The sequence below is a fragment of the Burkholderia sp. KL41 genome, from assembly GCF_057005415.2.
This window is the reverse complement of the sequence record NZ_CM174447.1, coordinates 1,472,536-1,490,418: the sequence shown is the minus strand read 5'-3', so window position 1 is coordinate 1,490,418 and position 17,883 is coordinate 1,472,536. Positions and strand designations below refer to the sequence as shown.

Genomic DNA, 17,883 nt, shown 5'->3' with positions numbered 1-17,883 from the left:
AGTGAGTCTCGTGTCGATATTGTTGGAATCCAGCCTGGCTCGACGGACCGTGGCGGGAGGTTGATAGCGATGCGCGCTATGGGGCTGTTGATGGCGGTGTAAAACCGCGCTTAAATGGCGGTGCAATGCTGAGTGATTCGCTCAAGTACGAAGGGGCCCTCGGGCCCCTTTGACGTGATGCGGCGGTGGCGCTGTTCAGAACGGCGGGTCGAGCTTTCGCGTTCGGATACCCGGTCGTGACGTGCGCTGCTCACGCAGCTGTTCGTGGAGTTGGGCGCCGTAGAAGTCGGTGATCACGGCGAGCAGATCCTCGAGCAGTTCATACGCAGCCAGCGCCTGTTCGGGCGTCCAGTCGTCGGGCACGACGAACGGCAGGCCACGCCGGCGCCCGGAGGGCAGCAACGGTGCGCGGCTCATGACGTCGGCCCCTTCTTTGCGGCAGGTTTGCGCGTCTTGCGCTGCCGGGCCCGCGCTTCGTTGCGCTCGCGGGCCTCTTTGAGCCGATACGATTCGCCTTCGATCGAGATCACCTCGGCGCGATGCACGAGACGGTCGACCAGCGACACTACGCAGGCGGCGTTCGGGAACACCTCCGACCATTCCGCGAACGGCTTGTTGGTCGTCACGATGGTCGATCGGGCCTCATATCGACGGCTGACGAGTTCGAACAGCAAGTCGGCGTGGCGGTTCGAGTACGAGAGATAGCCGACCTCGTCGATCACGAGGATGTCCGGCGTGGCATAGTGATGCAAGCGGCGGCGCAGCGCCGAATCGCTGTCCAGTGCCGCGAGTTCGCCGAGCATCTCGCTAGCCGACTTGAACAGCACCGTGCGGCCCTGGATCAGCGCATGGTGCGCGACGTTCTGCGCCAGCGTCGATTTGCCCACGCCGTTCGGGCCGATGAACACGATGTTGGTCGCGTCGTCGAGGAACGAGAGCGACATCAGGTCCTCGACCGCCGCGCGGTCGATCCGCTTGGGCCAGTCCCAGTCGAAGTCGGTCAGCGTCTTGAACTTGCTCAGCTTCGCGGCGCGAATGCGCCGTTGCAGTGATCGATGGGCCCGTTCGTCTTCCTCCCACTGCAGCAACGGCGCAAGCCAGGTGGAGCCGTCGACTTCGGACCAATGCTCGACGAGGCCGTTCAGGCGTAACGCCCTGGCGCGCGAACGCAGCATCTCATTGTTGTTCGGGGTCGACGTCATCCTTTTTCTCCGCAGTCAGTTGATCGTAGGTATCGAGCCGGTGCGGCTGGACGGGCGCATCCTTGCGCCGTACGTGCTCCGGCAGATTCATGGCAACGGGAGGCGGTGCGCCGCGCGCGGCGCGGCGGCGCTCCAGCGCGGCCCGTACGGTATTGGTATGCGCCGATCCCGCACGCAACGCGTCTTCGACGGCGGCCTGCAATTCGGCAGCGCCGTAGCGGTCGAGCAGGCGTAGCAGCGAGCTCGTCAGCCCGCCGACGCTTGCGCCACGTTCGGCCGCACGGATCAGCAGGAGCTCGCAGGCCGGTACCGCTCGGGTCAGGCTGTTGACGCCGCGGTGCTGCCGGGCTTCGCGTTTGAACTGCTCGAGCGTTTTAAGGTGCTGTGGGTCTTCGATCTGTTCGGCCCGGTCGTAGCAACGTCGATGGCTGGCGATCATCTCGGCACCGTCGAACACCCGCACCTGGTTGAGGTCGGCCCGGACGGTCAACGTGCGACGCACGTGGGTATGCGGGATCGTGTAATCGTTCAGGTCGAAGCGCACGTACGGCGTCTTGCCCACCTTCACGGCCAGTTGCTCTTCGACGGGGTATGGATTGTCGGGCAACGTCAACAACAACGGCTGCTCGCGAGCGAACGCTTCGCGCACGGTCATCGTGCGATCCTCAGGGCATGGCCGGTCGGCCGCCTGGGTACGGCACCATTGCTCGGCTTGCGCGTTCAGATCATCGAGATCGGTGTACTTGCGCGCGGCGAAGAAGGCTTCTCGAACATGGCGGATCGCGCGTTCCACGCGTCCCTTCTCGTTGCCGCGCGCAACGGCGACAGGCCGAGGCTCGAAGCGGTAGTGGCCGGCGAACGCGAGCAGCGTCGGATGGAAGCGGATCGCATCACCAACGCGCTCGAGCACGGCCGATTTCAGGTTGTCGTACAGCAGGACTCTTGGTAGTCCACACCATGTGTTAAACGCGCCGATGTGGCCGCGCAGGAAGTTCTCCATTCGCGCATCAAGGAAGAAGCGCAGGTAGATATCGCGCGAGTATGAGAGCACCATCACGAACGCCATCAGTGGCCGAAGTGCCCCCAATCGACCTGGGCCTGCTCGCCGGGGAGCGTGCGCAGACGCAGGAAGGCCTCCGCAGGTTTCCGGGGGCGGTGCAGTGAGATCAGATGCCGGAAGTGGTCCGGCGCCCCTTTGTAGCCGCGCTCGCGAACCATCACATAGAGGCGGCTGGCCGTCAGCGTTGGGTATTTCGTCAGTGTCTGCCGGATGAACGGCAGGTACGGTTCGATCATCGAGGGTTTCGGCTGCGGCCCAATCCGGGGCAGCCCGGCATGGGCAATCACGCGCTGCGCCGTCTCACGATGCACGCGCAACTGCTTGGCAATGGTGCCGCACGGCCATTTCTCGGCGTAATACAGGCGCAGGATCTGCGCTTCGAGTTCAACCGGAATCGTCATCGGGGTCTCCGCGATCAGGGCACCGCCCGAAGGAGGCCCCTTCGGAGCGAACACGACGGGGACCGCGACGGCGCACGAAGCCGGTTCGCACCAGTGGCAGCAACAAGCCGCCGCAGCAATGGCAACGCAACGGCTGCGCCGCCGCCGGATGGGCGGCGGCGTTGGCGAGTGCAATGGCGGCGTCACGGTCCGGTTGCAGTACACCATCGGCGGGCACGTCAGGTGAACCCTGATGCGTCACTTTATTGCGCCGAGCCCGATAGCGCTTGGCTCGAGCCGCGTGAGCAACGCGCCCACGGCGCGTGCGCTGATAGCGTCGTCCAGCCTCGCGCACACGGTCACGGCGTACGTCGGCGGCGCAATTCCGGCAATATCGATTGCCGCGATCGCACCGGCGGCAGATGAAGACCTGCGCCCGGCAACGGGCGCACAGGTACAGGCGGCCCGTGGGCGGCTGCATTGGCGGTTCCTCGAGAACGCCAAAGACGAGGAGTCGACTGAGGTCGACGGGCCGCGCGAGCAATGCGATACTGATCGCTCACACGGCTCTCCGGCCGGCCGACGGGCCTGCCATCTGGATCCTATGTGGAGGTGCGGCACCGTACTGGACTTGGCGGTTGAGGCCGGTGCCGCGCCTGTTGTTCTTCTTCGGCAAACGCCTTTCTACCATGCGCATCGCCCAATGCGACGCGGGGCGCGTCTCCAGTCACCCTACGGGCTCCTTACGTCGCGCCCCGCATCAACATCCCGCTTCCGACAGGTTGGTCGCGTCCAAAACGCCGACTTTTACATTTGTGTCATGCCGCCGCGACGTGACGCCGCCGGAAAAGCGCGGATTTTGACCGCCATCGACAGCGCTCTATGCGAAGCGGATCCTGCCGAGTACCGCGTCCGACAACGCCGTCCTGTCAACCAGTCAACGAGCCTAACAAGAAGGCCTTTCGGGCCTGCTTGCACAGCCGGCGACGGTGGGGTTTCGAGCCGACCAGACCTTCTGACAACGACCAACGATCTTCAAGCGAGGGGTAGACAGTATCATATTGATTTGTATAGATATTTATTGAGGGTCGCATGGAAAAGCCTTACTGGGCTTAAAGGCGGCTAACCGGAAAAATGCATGGAAATCAAGAGCACCCCAAGAAGCCTTCGCACGCCGCGTTATGGGGCGAGCAGCCCTTGCACGACATTGAACGGATCAGATTGGCCTCCCGTATCCGGGTAAGCCAGCCTGGCCAACGATAGTGACGCGCCGGGTTGCAAGCATGCTTCGACCAGGCGGCGTTTCCCATCTGGATCGAACGACCGTTTGCCGTGCGGCGAAACGTGCATCACCTTCAGGGGCAGGTAAACGAGGTCAATCGTGTCAGCTGTCATCGTGGTTGCGTCCGCAAGTGTGAGTTGCGGACGCAATCGTGGATCGATTCAGCAGTGCCGGCTAGGTGCGGAGGATTTCGCGCTTACGCATCAGGCGTTTTGATCCTAATTTGGCCCCTACCGAAGACGTGTCCCCATGTCGCTCAAATCTGCGCAGGGATCGTGATGCTGCTCGGGCAGGACAGCGTCGCGCCGGTATCCGGAATCCCCACTACTTGTCCGTTCGAACCGGTCGAGGTCGTCGCGCTGCTGTGGCTGCCCAGTTGCAATTCGCCGTCGGTCACGGAGAAGGCCTTACCGCCACTGATCTGGCTATTGGTGATGCTGATTCCCGTGTCGCCCGATTTTGGCACGCCCATCAGGCTGTTCGAGAGCCCGATTATGGCGCCTTGCTGCTTGGTGGCGGTGGCGATCACATTGTCGATGGTGACGTTGGCGATGATCGGCAGGGCGCCGCCGGTGCCCGAGGCGTAGGCGTAGGTGAACAGGAAGGGCTGCTGGACGTTGCGCATGCAGGTGTTCCGGTAGGTCACGCCGGTGGTGGCACCGCTGTCCTTGGCGGTCTGGTCGGTCTTGATCCGGTAGCCGTAGTCGGTGCCGCTGAACTGCATCGTGTCGACCGTCACCTGCGAGACGCCGGGCTTGGCGAGCGTGGTGCCGGCCGCCTCCTGGCCGCCGATCGAGATGCCATGACCACCGCCCACCACGCAATGGCTGACGTTGACGCTCGAGGTGGCCGCCCCGCCCGCGTTTGACTTGATGGCGATATCGTCGTCGCCGGTGTCGAGCAGACAGTTCTTGATGGTCGCCGTCTGGGTGCCGATGATGTCGATCGCGTCGGTGTTCGGCGCGAGATCGTCACCGCTGGCATTGCGGTTCGGATTCGCGTAGATCCACACGCCGTCGATCGTGACGTTCTTCGAGCCCGATTCAATCACCAGTTGCTCCTTCGGCGAGTTGCGGATGATCAGTGCGCTGCCGGTAGCATTGGACGAACTCGGGAAGGCCACGATCGACTGCGATTTGCCGGCATCGGTGAAGTTCGAGCCAATCTGCAGGTTTGAGCCGGTGATGGCGATCAGTTTGGGCCGGGCCGTATTGTTCTGCCCGACTGCGGCAGGCCAGTAGTCCTGTCCGTCGCCGTCGATCGCGCCGGTGCCGGTAATGGTCAGGTTGCTCAGATTGCTGCCGGTCAGCATCGCGCCGCTCGAGGGCTGCGCGGGCGAGCCCTTCAGCGTGAAGCCCTTCTCCAACTTCAGCACGATATTGTTGGCGAGATTCACGCTGGTGATGACCGCCGTCGAGATGCCGTTGTTGCTGGCCAGGTCGACCAGGCCCGGACTGCTGCTGGTGCCGCTGGCAGCGCACTGTTGGATGGCGTTCTGCAGATTCGTGGTGTTGGTGCTGGCCGAACTGCTCCACTGCGGCGTGCAGGTGGCCGCTTGCGCGGACGCTTGCACGGCGAGCGCGGCCAAGGTGGAGAGCCTTAGGACGAGGCGCGTGCTGCTTTTGCCTTTCATTGGTTTTCCTTGTATTTAAAATAAGAGAGCGAAATAGGTGCAGCCGGCAAGCAGTGGGGGGGGTAACCTATGAGTCGCAATTCGCCGCCGGACGAACCTCGGCCGGGACACAACACGTATCCCAGGATACTGCTCAGGGCCTCGGATTTTTCTCGAATCCCTGCGCACTAACACGGATCGGTGACCATAATGATCCTCAGTTGAGAACGTTGGCAAAGTGATGGCACTGACGGGAGTGCGAGCAGCAATCACAATGGCGCCGCTGTTTATGCGATAACCGGGCGTCAAACAAGTTGCATCTCCCGGCGGCCCCTCATGTACAAAGCAATTTATGAAATATGGCTTTCAAATTCACTTAATTATACGCGGCATAGTCATTGACGTGCATCCAGCAACTGCAGATTTTTGATCAAACAATAAATAAAAGATGCAATAGCTCTAGATCAAATATCGACTCTCCAGCGCGCCCTCATTCTCGCCGCACTAGCAAAATTCCGGAGTTCTTTTTGAAATTCATCGATCAAATTCTTACGCGAATATTAATATTCGTCGTTTTTGTAATTATTTTGAAAATTTAGGTCTCTCTTCTGTATGCACTAGTAATAACTGCATAGACATACGATCGGTTATGTCGTCAGCCCCAGACTCTCCCGGTACTCAATCTCACTGAGTGCGCCATGCGAGAACTTGACCGAACCAAGGTGATGCTGATCGCCGAGATGGGTTGGAAACCCGGGCGTGCAGCGTAACGGATCGGTCTGAGCGTTCGCCAAGTCAACCCGCTGATGCGGCGCTATCAGGAAGTCGATGACGGAGGCTGGCTCGTGAATTCGCCGCCGACGTCGTCGGCCGAAGGTCTGCCAGCCGCGAGCGCGTCGGGCACGTCCGGCCTCGGGGTAAAGACGCATTGTCAATGATTTATGGTGTGCGCACTGTCGGCACTGGTCTTCGTCCATCGCCCAACCTGCCATGCCGTACACCCCGTTGCCGCCCGCGACAACCGGCGACTCTTCGACGGACGGGATGCCGTTCATCCGGCGCTTCACCTGCAATGACGTCGACAGCCTCGCCGAATGCACGCACGGCTGGTCGATCCACCTCGATCAGCTCTCGCCTGGGCCTTTCCAGGGTACCGTCCATGCGATCCGCCTCGACGAGATGCAGCTCCTGAGGGAACGCGTGAATCGCTCGCTGCTGAAACGTGGCGACCAGTGCGCCGGTAGCACGTCGTTCAGCATCCCGCTGGAAACCTCAGGCACCGGATACTGCGGCGGCTCACCGCTGCGCGACAAAGCGCTGCTTGTCTCCAGCGGCACATCGCTGCCGGAGTTGCGCACCCCGGACCACCAGGACGTCGTATTGCTGACTGTCCCAACCGATACGCTTCGCAGGCTGGTATGGCTCGGCGATAACGATGGCGAAGCCGGCGGAACGCCGTCCAGCGAAACCAGCATCGCGCGCGTGCCGGTGGCCCGCTACGAAGCGTTGAAATCCTTGCTGGTAGCGGGTTTCAGCGCTGCAGACACGTCGGAGCAGCGCCTTGCGCGTCTGCAGACGCGCAAGGCGCTGCGCGACACTATTCTGATCGAACTCGTCGACGCGCTTGAAGCGGCCGGCCGGCCCGTTCGGCTCGATCCATCCGCGCGGCGTCGCATCGTCGACCGCGTGCGCGAGCTCGTGATCTCGCAGCCCGGCGTTCCACTGACCGTGCTCGACGTATGCCGTGCGGTGGGCGCGAGCCGGCGCAAGCTGCAGTACTGCTTCGAGGAAATCCTCGGCACGCATCCTGCGTGGTACTTGCGTGTGGTACGGCTCAACGCGGTGCGTCGCGAACTGCGCGAACATTCCCCGGCGAGCGCTTCGGTCAGCGACGTCGCGTGCCGCTGGGGCTTCTGGCACCTGAGCCGATTCGCGTCGCACTACCGGGAACTGTTCGGCGAACTGCCGTCCGATACGCTCAAACGCCCCCCACGATAATTACCAAAAGCGGATAACGCGCCGGATTTTGACGTTCCTAGACTCCGTACACATTTCAACTGTACGGGAAACGGCACGATGAAAGTCCTAAGACGCCCGCATGGCGTGCGGCACTGTCGCACACGCACCACCGTCGTCGCGATCGGCACATTGGCGGCAACGCTCGCATGTCAGAGCGCTGGCGCGCTTGAAAACGACGGCCCGATCACGCCGTTCGGCGTGTTCGATTTCGGCGCGGGGATGACGCCGCCACCCACGCCCAACGGCACGCTCGCCACACGCTTCGCGTACTACTCGACGCACACGATGCGCAACGGCGGCAATGCCGACTTCTCATTAACAGCCGCGTCGTGGAGCCTCGCATACATCAGAATGACAAACGCGAGGCTGTTCGGCGCGAACGTCGGCTTCGGCGCGATCGTGCCGTTCCTGAATCTGAACGGGCACGTGAACGTACCGACGCCCGCGGGAACGCTCGCAATGTCGGCCGATCCGACCAATATCGGCGATGCGGATTTCCAGCCGCTGATTCTCGCGTGGACTTTGCCTAATCTGTTCGTCAACGTCGCACTCCAAGTGCAGGCGCCAACGGGAGCCTATCGGTCCACTCGACTTTTCAATCCTGGCGTCAACCACTGGACCTTCTCGCCGATCATCGGCGCAACGTACATCACCGACAGCGGATTCGAAATCTCGACCAGCATCGAGGTCGATCAGAACACGACGAACCGTGCAACGAACTATCGAAGCGGCACCGGGTTCCGCCAGGAATTCGCGCTCGGACAGCACATCGGCCCGTTCACCGCCGGCCTCGGCGGCTACATCGAGCGGCAACTGAGCAACGACCACGGCCCGAATGTCGACGGCAACCGCGCGCACGTGAACGCGGTGGGCCCCGCGATCAGCTATGTCGAACAGGGAAAGCCGGCGGTATGGCTGCACGTTTACAAGGAATTCGGTGCGCAAAACCACGCGCAGGGGTACCAAATCGCGCTGCGTGCCGCGCTGTCGTTCTGATGTTCTGATTCGGGAGCAGTCGATGAATCCGCTTTCTTCCGCGCATACCGCGCCATATTCACGTGCCGCTAGGCAAGCCGGCGCCAGCCAGGGTGCTGTGCTGCTGCTCGGCAGCAGTCTCACCGTAATGGGCGCAGTCATGATCGCGCCGATCCTGCCGAAACTCGCGGCGGACTTCGTGCCAGCCAACCCGCGCCTCGCCGCACTCGTGCCGCTCGTCGCGACGGGCCCCGCCCTTGCGATCGCGCTGTGCGCGCCGCTCGCCGGCTGGCTTGCCGATCGCGTCGGACGCAAGATGCTGCTTTTGCTAGCAACGCTCGTGTACGGGCTGGTCGGCGCTGCGCCGGCATGGCTCGACAGTTTCACCGCGATCCTCGTCTGCCGGTTCGCGCTCGGCGCCGCGGAAGCGTGCGTGATGACGTGCTGCACGACGTTAATCGGCGACTACTGGCACGGTGAACAACGGGTGCGCTACGTGAACCGGCAGGTCGTCACGATCGGTGTCGTCGGCACGATTTTTTTCGTGCTCGGCGGCGCGGCCGGCGAGCACGCATGGCGCTATCCGTTCTATCTTTACCTGCTGCCGATCCTGCTCATACCTGCGATTGCCGCCCTGCTGTGGGAGCCGCTGCGTCATGGTCGGCCCGCCGAGCCGGGCGACGGCGGCACGCCGCTGTCCGGCGGCAAGCTCGCGTCGACGCTCGCCATTGGCTATCTGCTGATCTGCGTCGGAATGGTCAGTTCCTTCGTGGTCCCGGTGCAGATGCCGCAGCTGATGATCGACATCGGGCAGCACTCGTCGACGATGATCGGTGCGGTCTCGGGTATCGGTTTGCTATCGACGCTGGCCGGCTCCATCGCATGGCCATGGTTGCGCGACTCGCTCGGCCGGCGCTTCGTCAATGTCGCGCTCCTTGTGCTGCTTGCGGTGGGTCTGTATCTGCTTGCGAGCGCCAATACGGTGCCGGCCATCGTCGTGGCGGTCGTGATTCACGGCTTCGGCGGCGGCATGCTGGTCCCAAACGCAATCCTGCCGCTGATGCGCAGGCTATCGCTCGCGATTCGTGGCCGCGCCCTGGGCGGTTTCACAGCCGCGCTCTATTTGGGCCAGTTCCTCAGCCCGTTGGTCGTGCTCGGATGTGCACAGGCGTTCGGCGGACTGCGTCCCGCAATCGTCTCCATCGCGTCCGGTACAGCCGCCACGGCACTGCTGTGGTTGCTGCCGGCATTTCGTAGCCGCGGCGACGATTGATCCACTCCCATTTTCTTGTTCTCGAACGATAGACCTATGAAAGATTTCCAAACGCTCATCGCCACGCATGATGGCATCGCGCTCGCGGCGCTCGTTCGCGAGAAAGAAGTAACGCCGACGGAACTGCTGGACGCCGTCCTCGCCAGTCTCGACGCGATCAACCCCTCGCTGAATGCCGTCGCAGAGCGCCTCGACGAAACGGCCAGACTAGCCGCATCGACCATCACTGGCCACGAGAGCGTACTCGCCGGTGTCCCGACACTCATCAAGGACCTTTTCATGCCGGTGCGCGGCGCACGCATGGCGAACGGATCGTTCCTGTTCGGCGACTACCGGCCCGACTTCGACGGCGAACTCGTGGGGCGCCTACGGCGCGCGGGCATACCGATCGCTGGAACCTCGCTGTCGCCCGAACTGGGCACGTCGTTTTGCACCTCCTCAGCGCGTTTCGGCGTCACACGCAATCCGTGGAATCCGCATGTGAGCGCCGGCGGATCGAGCGGCGCCGCGGCAGCGCTTGTCGCCGCGCGCGTGCTGCCGTTCGCGCACGGCAACGACGGCGGTGGCTCGCTGAGGGTGCCCGCGTCCTGCTGCGGCGTGTTCGGATTGAAGCCGACACGCGGTCGAACGCCGAATGGCCCGATGATCGGCGAAGGATGGGCCGGCATGGCCATCAACCACGCGATCACGCGCTCGGTTCGCGACAGCGCCGCCCTGCTGGACCTGACCGCGGGCGCCGATACCGGCGCGCCCTATGCGGCGCCATGCCAACCGGAGACGTTTCTCGCGGCCACGCAGCGCGATCCGCGGCCGCTAAAAATCGCCGTGATAGAGCAAGCGCCACCGTGGCCGCTTCATCCGGCCTGCCGACCCGCACTCGCACATACCGTCGCGTTGCTGCGCTCGCTCGGACACCACGTCGAGCCGCTCGATAGTCCGGTCGATTCGGAGGCGTTCTATGACCGTGTATTCACGATCATCGGCGCACAAACGCGTGCGCTGGTCGACATGATAGGCAACCAGCGCGGACTTCCGGTACGCGACGGCGAAATCGAGGCCCGCACCCGTATCATCCTGCGGGAGAAAGGCAATGCAAGCGGCGCCGAATACGCGAGCGCCGTCGACTGGATCCATGCATTGGGCCGGACGTTCGGCCGGTTGATGGAGCGCTACGACGTGCTGCTAACGCCGACGCTCGCGATGCCGCCGCTTGCGCCGGCCGAACTTGCGACCGCGGACGACACGCAGTCGTTGAGCGAAGTCATCGATCGAGCGCATCGGTTTTCTCCGTTCACGGCATGGTTCAACGCGACCGGTCAGCCCGCGATGTCGGTGCCGCTTTACTGGGACGAGCAAGGCCTGCCGATCGGCAGCCATTTCGCGGGGGCGTTCGGCGCAGAGTCGCTGCTGTTCTCGCTCGCCGCGCAGCTTGAGCGCGCTGCACCGTGGGCGGATCGGGTTCCCCCGCTTTGCGTTTGACTGACGGTCCGGTGAACTTCCTGGCTGCAGGCGACTGAGCGCACGGGCGCGTTTGACCAGAGAGGAAGCAGACACCCCGAACGTCGTGTCGGGGTGTCCCGATATTCAATGTTGTACGCGCAGGCTTTCGCGTTTCCCGTTCTTGAACGTATAGAGTGTCATCGTCGCATTCTGGAGATCGCCCTTGGAATCAAATCGCGTTTTACCGATCAAGCTCTTGTAGTCGATCTTTCAGATACGGGAGGCACTTCGCCAGGCCGGACGAGCCAGCAGACTTCTTTGCGTCGACGGGTAATCATCCTTCGCCTGCGACTAAATCACCAGCATAACCGCATCGGACGTCCCACTTAAAATCTCAGAAGACTGTCCGAACGTGACAGGCACCTCTGTCTGTTGTCACGCTCACGATCACGGCACCCTACGCGCGCGTCCGCCTCTCCTCGCATGTAGAGAACCTGCCTGACAACGCCTGCGAGCCGGGCGCAGAGCACCATGCGCGTAAGTCAAGCGTCGCGCCGGACCGTCCCCACGTACGCGACCGGGTTGCGCAACACGCCGAGCCGCTCGATCTCGACTTCGCACACGTCTCCGGCTTTCATCCAGAGCTGCGGTTCGCGCGCCATCCCGATACCGGCAGGCGTGCCCGTGACGATCACATCGCCGGCCTGCAGCGTCATCACGTCACTCAGCAGCACGACCAGCGTCTCGACATCGAAAATCATGTCCGACGTCGATGCCTCCTGCACGACCGCACCGTTCAAGCGCGTCTGGATCTTCAGCCCCTTGCAGCCGCGCGGCAGTTCGTCGGCCGTGACGAACCACGGCCCGAATGCCCCCGTCCCGTCGAAGTTCTTACCCATCGTCCATTGCGGCGTGCGGAACTGGTAATCACGCAGCGTGGCGTCGTTGAAAATCGAATAGCCGGCAACATGATCGAGCGCCCGCTCGCGCGCGATGCTGCGTCCGCCCTTGCCGATCACCGCCACTAGTTCGCCCTCGTAGTCGAGTTGGGACGATTGCGCCGGCAGCGCGATCGGGTCGCCATGGCCGATCAGGCTCGACGCAAACCGCGCGAACACGGTCGGATAGGCCTGCTTCGCAAACCCGGTCTCGGTCGAGTGGTCGAGGTAGTTCAATCCGACACAGACGATCTTGCCGGACCGTCCGAACGGCGGCAGCAAGCGCACCGCCTCGAGATCGACCGGCGCGCCGCGCGCGAGAAGCGCGCCCACTTCGGCAAGATCAGCGCCGTGCGCCAGCAGCGCATCCAGATCGCCCGGATAGGCGGTGTCCTCGGCGGTCAGCCCGAACCATCGCCCGCCGTGCTCCACCGCGATGCCGCGGTGCCCATCCGTTTTATAGACTGCAAATCGCATCGCACACTCCTTGCTCGCCGTCCATGAAGTCGCCGACTACGCCTTCAATGTCCTGTTGGAGCACCGCTGGAGGCAGCGGTAGCCCCTCCTTCATCACGTTTCCGTCGCCCATGTACTGCTAGCGCGCGTACATCCAAACAGCCATCATTTGCGCACGGCCATCACCCCCGCATCCACATTCCAGATGGCACCGGTTACCCACGAGGTCTTGTCTGAAAGAAGGAAGACGATCGTGTTTGCAACGTCTTCGGGCGTACCGACGCGTCCGAGCGGATGAAACGACTCGAGCGCTTTCATCGCACCGGCAATGTCTTCCTTCGCCATAAAGCCTTCATAAATCGACGTCTGTACGATCGCCGGCGAGACAGCATTCACTCGGATACCCGCATCGGCGAGTTCAATCGCGAGATTGCGCGTGAGCGCGTGCAGACCTGCTTTTGCCATGGAATACGCCGATGCCGCGGAGTCGCCCAGCGCTGCCTGGGCTCCGATCGACCCGACGTTCACGATAGCGCCTTGGAGCTTCGCAGCGAGCATGTTCCTGACCACGTCCCGCGTAATGAAGAAAGTGGCACGATTGAGCGACAGGTACATGTCGTAATCAGATTCTTCGTGGTCGATGAAGGCCTTCGGAGCAAAGATGCCCGCAGAATTCACCAGAAGCGAGATATCTTTGTGATTCGCGTTGATCTCCGAGCGGATGGCGTTCATGCCTTCCTCGGTCATGAGGTTCGCCGCAATCACGGAGACCGGACCGAGCCCGCTCAGTTCGGCACGGACCGCTTCAGCTTTGTCTTTCCTGTTTCCCGTCAAGACGACGCTACCGCCGCTTTTCAGCACTTGTTTGGCCGTTGCGAGCCCGATACCGCTGGTGCCACCGACGACAAGAAGTTTCTTACCGGAAAAATCATTCATTTTGGCTTCCTTAATTTAAATGTCTGGATCAGTTCCGCATGCGCGGCCGCGCCAACGCGGACATTACTCGTCTTGCCGCGTCCATGAATCAGCTCGCCTCGCGGAGAACGCAGAACGCAGAACGCGGCCGGTATCGCAAGTACCTCCGCTGGTTAGCCTTCGCGGACTTCGAGAGTCGAGACCATGCGGATCGCCTTCGAGAAATTCGCGAGGTTGACCGAAGTTTTCGTCACGACCTGGTGCAACTCCTCGACACGCTCGCGCGAAGCGTCCGTGTGCAGGCGAACGACATAGCTCACTTCGTCGTATCCCGGGTTCACGCTCTCGTCGAGCCCGAGGAAACCGCGCAAGTCCAGCTCACCATCGGTCTCGATTTCCAGACTGTGGACAGTGATGCCCATCGCGGCGGCGTTGACCACGTATCCGACCGTCAAACAAGCGTTGAGCGCGGCCATGAGCAGCTCTTGCGGATTAGGCGCGCTATTCGTGCCCAAAAGCTGGGTGGGTTCGTCCGCTGCGATTTCGAAATGCCGCTGGTGAGTCACCCCGCCCAGCTCATAGTGGCTGACAGTCGCCACGGAACGCGTCTGGTGTTCCCATTTCGTCTTGACGTTGAAGCGCGCGTTTCGCTTCGTGGGGTCCGTGGCGACTTCTTGCGCGAATTGCTGCAAAGCCGGCACATCGATTCCGTTCGGGTGGGTAGTCATCTGCTGGTCCTCCTAGGAGCGCTCTCGCGCAGGGAAAAGTTCAAACACGCGGCAAGCCTACCATCTAGTTGGTAGCTTCACAAGGGCATTTCTCGTCCTTGTAGTCGTGACGCTCCTTCGAGATTGATCGGACGAATTTGCCGCTCTGCCCGCTCAATGAAAAAATGCACGAGGTCGGTTAGTGCAATTGGGGACACGTTCCTCCACCATCTGCTTGCGGGGCGTCCCTGCAAGGTTGGCCCGCTGCGAAGACGAGATGCGCCGTCATGCTTGACAAAAAACCAACTAGTAGGTAGACTCCGCTTGCAGTGATTCGCTGGGTTCGTTCAATTGAAGATGGCAGTGTGCCGGAGGATGCATGGCAGTAGGTACGCGCGACGCGTTGGTTCAAGCTGCAGAAGGCCTGATGCGCTCGAGGGGTTATGCCGCCTTCAGTTATGCGGATCTGGCCGAAACCGTTGGCATCCGGAAGGCAAGCATTCACCATCACTTCCCGACGAAGGAAGATCTGGGCGTTGCGATTGTGGAAGCCTATGTCGCGAGAGTGGTGGAAGCGTTCGAGCGAATCGACCGCGAGAATGAGGACTTCTGGGGCCGCTTGAACGGATTTTTCGATACCTTTCGCGCCAGCAGTGATGGAAGCCTGCTCCCGCTCTGCGGTGCGCTTGCCGCCGAGATGGCTGCTTTGCCGCCCGAACTGCAGAAGCTCACGCACCGGTTTTTCGAGCTGCAACTGCGCTGGCTGACCAGGGTCATCGACAAGGGCATCAGCGACGGCGAGATCGCCGCCGGTGTGGGGAGCTGCCAGAAGGCGTATCAGGTATTGAGCGTTCTAGAGGGAGCCAGCTTTGTCGAGTGGGCCATGAAGAACGGCGAAACGCTCGACCGCGGCATCATTCGACTCATCGTCTCCGCAGCATAAAAAGGGGATCGCTTCCCCAAACGATTCATCGTTGCACCCAGCGCCAGAGCCGTTTTCCGCGTGAACATGGCTCTTTTATTTGAGTATTTACCCTACCAACTAGTTGGTTGTTATTTGGAGAAAACCATGGAAAACTGGACTGAAACAATCGGCGCCGTCACCCGTCGCGTGCATGAACTCGCACGGTACACCCCGGACACGCTCAAAGGCGTTGGTTTGCTCGGTGCCGCCGGCGCCAAGACAAATCATCTCGACGCAAAGACGCGAGAGCTGATTGCGTTGGCAGTCGCTGTCACAACACGCTGCGACGGCTGCATCGCTTTTCACGCGGCAGAAGCCAACAAGCTCGGTGTGACGAAGGAAGAAGTCGCAGAAGCACTTGGTGTCGCCATCAATCTCAATGCCGGCGCCGCTGTGGTCTATAGCACTCATGTCCTCGACGCGCTGGACCATCTCGGTCGCGAGTAAATGTCCTACCCGGCGCTACCGCTGCGAGCGGAGCGCCACGAGGCAGCAATTTCTAGCTGAGGATGAAACATGAAGCGGGTCAATGTAGAAGTGTGGTCGGACTTTGTCTGCCCCTGGTGCTGGATCGCAAAACGACGCCTGGAAAAAGCGATAGAAGGCGTGACGCAGCACGTCGACGTGGTCGTGACACACAAGTCCTACCGTCTTGCGCGAGGCATGGTTCCGACCGGCTTTACAGACGCGCTTTATGCCAAGTTCGGAAACGCGACAGCAGCGCAAAGAATGATGGATGCGGTGTGCTCGGCCGGAGCCCAGGAAGGTCTGAACTACCGATTCGAGACCATGCGCTTTGGCGATACGAGCGACGCGCACCTACTCGTCAAAAGTGTCCAAACGTCCGAAGACAAACAACGGATGATCGAAGCGATCTACCGGGCCGCGACGACCGACGGGATTGACATCTTCGATAGAGCCGCGCTCATCGACCTTGCGAAGAGCATCGGCATTTCTGCTGCGTCGCTCTCCTTCGACGATCGCGAGATGGTGTCCGAAATCGCGCGAGATGAAGCAGAGGCAAATCGAATCGCAAATGGCGTTCCGCTGTTTGTCTTCAACAACCGAACGTACCTCTCAGGCGCACGTGAAGTTGCCGTGTTCGAAAAAGCGTTGTTCGACTCCGCCGAGAACGTACCGGACGAAAGCGAAGACACCGGAGGCATGAGCTGCAGCATTGACGGGTGCGCTCACTAGGCAGCCCCCCATTCACAAGGTATCGATTCTTTCCGGACTGACCGAAATGCGCGTGAAGCAGATTCCCGGCTGTTAGATAGCCATCCGTTTCATTTCGCATTTAACCCGACACTCACCAGCGCCCTGGCGCACCTACATTTTGAGCAACATGATGAGTAAATTGTTTACGCCCTACGATCTCTCCGGGACGCAGCTCGCCAACCGCGTCGTCATGGCACCGATGACGCGCACGCGTACGCCCGATAACATTCCCAACGATCTCACCGCGCTCTACTACGCGCAGCGTGCTTCCGCCGGCTTGATCATCACCGAAGGTCTTCCGGTGTCCGAAGAGGGCCGAGGCTATCTGTATACGCCGGGTCTGTACACCGACGAGCAGACGGAAGGATGGCGGAAGGTCACCGACGCCGTGCACAAAAAGGGCGGCAAAATCTTTGCCCAGCTCTGGCACGTTGGCCGGCTGTCCCACGTTTCCATCCAGCCTGGCAATGCGGCTCCGGTGTCGTCGGGCGAAGTGCCGGCGACCACGACCATGGTCTACGCGTGGGTAGAACCCGGCAAGGAGGGCCCGGTCCTCCCGAGTGTGCCGCGTGCGCTGACCACGGACGAAGTGCAACGTGTCACTCAGGACTTCGTTGCATCCGCGCGTCGGGCGATGGACGCAGGCTTCGACGGCGTAGAAGTGATGGCGGCCAATGCCTTCCTGTTCGACCAGTTCCTGAGCAGCGCGCTGAACACCCGCACCGACCAATATGGCGGTTCCATCGCTAATCGTCAGCGCTTTTTGCTGGAGACGATCGACGCCCTGGCAGACGCCATTGGCGGTGAAAAGGTGGGCGTGCGGGTCTCGCCGTTCGGGCGCATCTACGATATGGAGGCCTTCGAAGGGGAAGCGGATGCGTGGGCGAGCATGGCCTCGGCCTTGAACGAACGGAAGCTGGCGTTCGTACACCTGAACTATCAGACGACCATTTCTGCAGCAGGTACTCCGAATGGCTTTGGTGCGGCCTTTCGCAAGGCCTACCAAGGCACGCTGATCGGCGCCGGCGGCTTCACGCAGGAGCTCGCCGAAGCCGAACTGGCGAAGGGAGAACTTGACCTGATCGCGTTCGGCACGGCCTTCATTTCCAATCCCGATTTGGTGGAGCGGATGAAGAACGGTTGGCCGCTCACGGAGCCCGATCGGTCGACCTTCTATGGCGTCATTGGTGCCAAGGGCTACACCGATTATCCGACTTTCGAGCAGGAAACCGCGTAATCGGACTGAAATGCCGACGCATCATTCCGGTCCCCGACATGAACGCGAGATGAGGTACGGCGGGCTCGGACTGCTTGCATGGGAAGTCTCCGAATCAACTTTTCCAAGTCGTTCGAAGTGCTTCCCATCGGCATTTAATAGCATCAGAAGATCTGGCGAAACTTGGCCGGCCGACCGTGATCCGGACCGGCCGAGGCGTCGCCTC

The 17,883-nt window shown here is 61.6% G+C and carries 17 protein-coding genes and 1 pseudogene; 8 read left to right on the top strand and 10 right to left on the bottom strand.

Annotated features, from left to right (window positions below; translation table 11 throughout):
* Positions 1-195: 195 nt before the first annotated feature.
* The 7 genes and pseudogenes from PQB87_RS24175 to PQB87_RS24145 all read right to left on the bottom strand — a co-directional run bounded on the left by PQB87_RS24175 (position 196) and on the right by PQB87_RS24145 (position 6,591).
* A complete protein-coding gene (locus PQB87_RS24175; protein ID WP_011548505.1) occupies positions 196-417 on the bottom strand; it encodes a hypothetical protein in 222 nt (73 codons plus the stop codon).
* Complete coding sequence (gene istB / locus PQB87_RS24170; protein ID WP_011694462.1) at positions 414-1,202, bottom strand: IS21-like element helper ATPase IstB; 789 nt, start codon at positions 1,200-1,202, stop codon at positions 414-416. Before istB ends, PQB87_RS24175 begins: the two co-directional genes overlap by 4 nt.
* The gene (locus tag PQB87_RS24165) at positions 1,177-2,268 is read right to left on the bottom strand and encodes a Mu transposase domain-containing protein (RefSeq protein WP_011694461.1); all 1,092 of its coding nucleotides are present in this window, start codon (positions 2,266-2,268) and stop codon (positions 1,177-1,179) included. Before PQB87_RS24165 ends, istB begins: the two co-directional genes overlap by 26 nt.
* The gene (locus PQB87_RS24160) at positions 2,268-2,663 is read right to left on the bottom strand and encodes a transposase (RefSeq protein ID WP_011694460.1); all 396 of its coding nucleotides are present in this window, start codon (positions 2,661-2,663) and stop codon (positions 2,268-2,270) included. Before PQB87_RS24160 ends, PQB87_RS24165 begins: the two co-directional genes overlap by 1 nt.
* Before the next feature lie 1,236 nt (positions 2,664-3,899).
* A pseudogene (locus PQB87_RS24155) lies at positions 3,900-4,037 on the bottom strand (IS66-like element accessory protein TnpA); the annotation flags it as partial.
* 143 nt (positions 4,038-4,180) lie between these two features.
* On the bottom strand, positions 4,181-5,557 hold the full coding sequence (locus PQB87_RS24150; protein WP_011548508.1) for a glycoside hydrolase family 28 protein: 1,377 nt from the start codon (positions 5,555-5,557) through the stop codon (positions 4,181-4,183).
* Between the two features lie 626 nt (positions 5,558-6,183).
* A complete protein-coding gene (locus tag PQB87_RS24145; protein ID WP_226113972.1) occupies positions 6,184-6,591 on the bottom strand; it encodes a hypothetical protein in 408 nt (135 codons plus the stop codon).
* Here PQB87_RS24145 and PQB87_RS24140 point away from each other — a divergent pair.
* From PQB87_RS24140 to PQB87_RS24125, 4 genes are all read left to right on the top strand, one after another.
* Positions 6,581-7,534 (top strand): helix-turn-helix domain-containing protein, encoded by a 954-nt coding sequence (locus PQB87_RS24140; protein ID WP_226113973.1) that lies wholly within the window; start codon positions 6,581-6,583, stop codon positions 7,532-7,534. The two genes, PQB87_RS24145 and PQB87_RS24140, sit on opposite strands and share 11 nt — an antisense overlap.
* A 78-nt stretch (positions 7,535-7,612) precedes the next feature.
* Positions 7,613-8,551: a SphA family protein gene (locus PQB87_RS24135; RefSeq protein WP_011548511.1), complete on the top strand. Its 939-nt coding sequence runs from the start codon at positions 7,613-7,615 to the stop codon at positions 8,549-8,551.
* A 22-nt stretch (positions 8,552-8,573) separates the two neighbouring features.
* Complete coding sequence (locus PQB87_RS24130) at positions 8,574-9,803, top strand: MFS transporter (protein ID WP_011548512.1); 1,230 nt, start codon at positions 8,574-8,576, stop codon at positions 9,801-9,803.
* Positions 9,804-9,839: 36 nt separating this feature from the next.
* Positions 9,840-11,282: an amidase gene (locus tag PQB87_RS24125; RefSeq protein WP_011548513.1), complete on the top strand. Its 1,443-nt coding sequence runs from the start codon at positions 9,840-9,842 to the stop codon at positions 11,280-11,282.
* 503 nt (positions 11,283-11,785) lie between these two features.
* Here the strand turns inward: PQB87_RS24125 and PQB87_RS24120 are convergent.
* The 3 genes from PQB87_RS24120 to PQB87_RS24110 form a co-directional block, all read right to left on the bottom strand.
* The gene (locus PQB87_RS24120; RefSeq protein ID WP_011548514.1) at positions 11,786-12,658 is read right to left on the bottom strand and encodes a fumarylacetoacetate hydrolase family protein; all 873 of its coding nucleotides are present in this window, start codon (positions 12,656-12,658) and stop codon (positions 11,786-11,788) included.
* A gap of 144 nt (positions 12,659-12,802) precedes the next feature.
* Positions 12,803-13,573: an SDR family NAD(P)-dependent oxidoreductase gene (locus PQB87_RS24115; protein ID WP_011548515.1), complete on the bottom strand. Its 771-nt coding sequence runs from the start codon at positions 13,571-13,573 to the stop codon at positions 12,803-12,805.
* A 152-nt stretch (positions 13,574-13,725) separates the two neighbouring features.
* Positions 13,726-14,280 carry an OsmC family protein gene (locus PQB87_RS24110; RefSeq protein ID WP_011548516.1) on the bottom strand — a complete coding sequence of 185 codons (555 nt, stop codon included), beginning with the start codon at positions 14,278-14,280 and terminating at the stop codon, positions 13,726-13,728.
* A gap of 358 nt (positions 14,281-14,638) precedes the next feature.
* Here PQB87_RS24110 and PQB87_RS24105 point away from each other — a divergent pair, with 358 nt between their 5' ends.
* The 4 genes from PQB87_RS24105 to PQB87_RS24090 all read left to right on the top strand — a co-directional run bounded on the left by PQB87_RS24105 (position 14,639) and on the right by PQB87_RS24090 (position 17,678).
* Positions 14,639-15,202 carry a TetR/AcrR family transcriptional regulator gene (locus PQB87_RS24105; RefSeq protein ID WP_011548517.1) on the top strand — a complete coding sequence of 188 codons (564 nt, stop codon included), beginning with the start codon at positions 14,639-14,641 and terminating at the stop codon, positions 15,200-15,202.
* Between the two features lie 126 nt (positions 15,203-15,328).
* Positions 15,329-15,670: a carboxymuconolactone decarboxylase family protein gene (locus tag PQB87_RS24100; RefSeq protein WP_011548518.1), complete on the top strand. Its 342-nt coding sequence runs from the start codon at positions 15,329-15,331 to the stop codon at positions 15,668-15,670.
* 69 nt (positions 15,671-15,739) lie between these two features.
* A complete protein-coding gene (locus PQB87_RS24095; RefSeq protein ID WP_011548519.1) occupies positions 15,740-16,420 on the top strand; it encodes a DsbA family oxidoreductase in 681 nt (226 codons plus the stop codon).
* A gap of 148 nt (positions 16,421-16,568) precedes the next feature.
* Positions 16,569-17,678: an alkene reductase gene (locus tag PQB87_RS24090; RefSeq protein ID WP_011548520.1), complete on the top strand. Its 1,110-nt coding sequence runs from the start codon at positions 16,569-16,571 to the stop codon at positions 17,676-17,678.
* Positions 17,679-17,883 lie beyond the last annotated feature (205 nt).